Raw genomic sequence first — 238 nt, 5'->3', positions numbered from 1 at the left:
ATAAACTCGATCGCGCGTGCAAACGTCTGGTGCGAGAAAAGTGCGTTGCGCTCGTCCATCATGCTTGCTCCATCATTGCGCGCCATTGGCGGTACGCTTCGCGCATGCCGGTTTCGTCGGTTGCGTGCGCGGTCTTTTCGCCGTTCGGCGCGGTCGTTTCGCGGTTGAGGCCACGGTTCACGAGAATGGGTATGTCAGGGCCCGCATACGAGCCGCGCTGCACGCGTTCCCATGCTTC

Annotated in this window: 1 pseudogene; it reads right to left on the bottom strand. The window is 61.3% G+C overall.

Annotated features, from left to right (window positions below):
- Positions 1–58 precede the first annotated feature (58 nt).
- A pseudogene (locus tag SB822_RS60760) lies at positions 59–238 on the bottom strand (aromatic ring-hydroxylating dioxygenase subunit alpha); the annotation flags it as partial.

This window comes from Paraburkholderia sp. SIMBA_054, from assembly GCF_046534875.1.
GTDB classification, from domain to species: domain Bacteria; phylum Pseudomonadota; class Gammaproteobacteria; order Burkholderiales; family Burkholderiaceae; genus Paraburkholderia; species Paraburkholderia hospita.
Note: the sequence above shows the minus strand (reverse complement) of the source record. Positions and strands in the feature narration are given on the sequence as shown.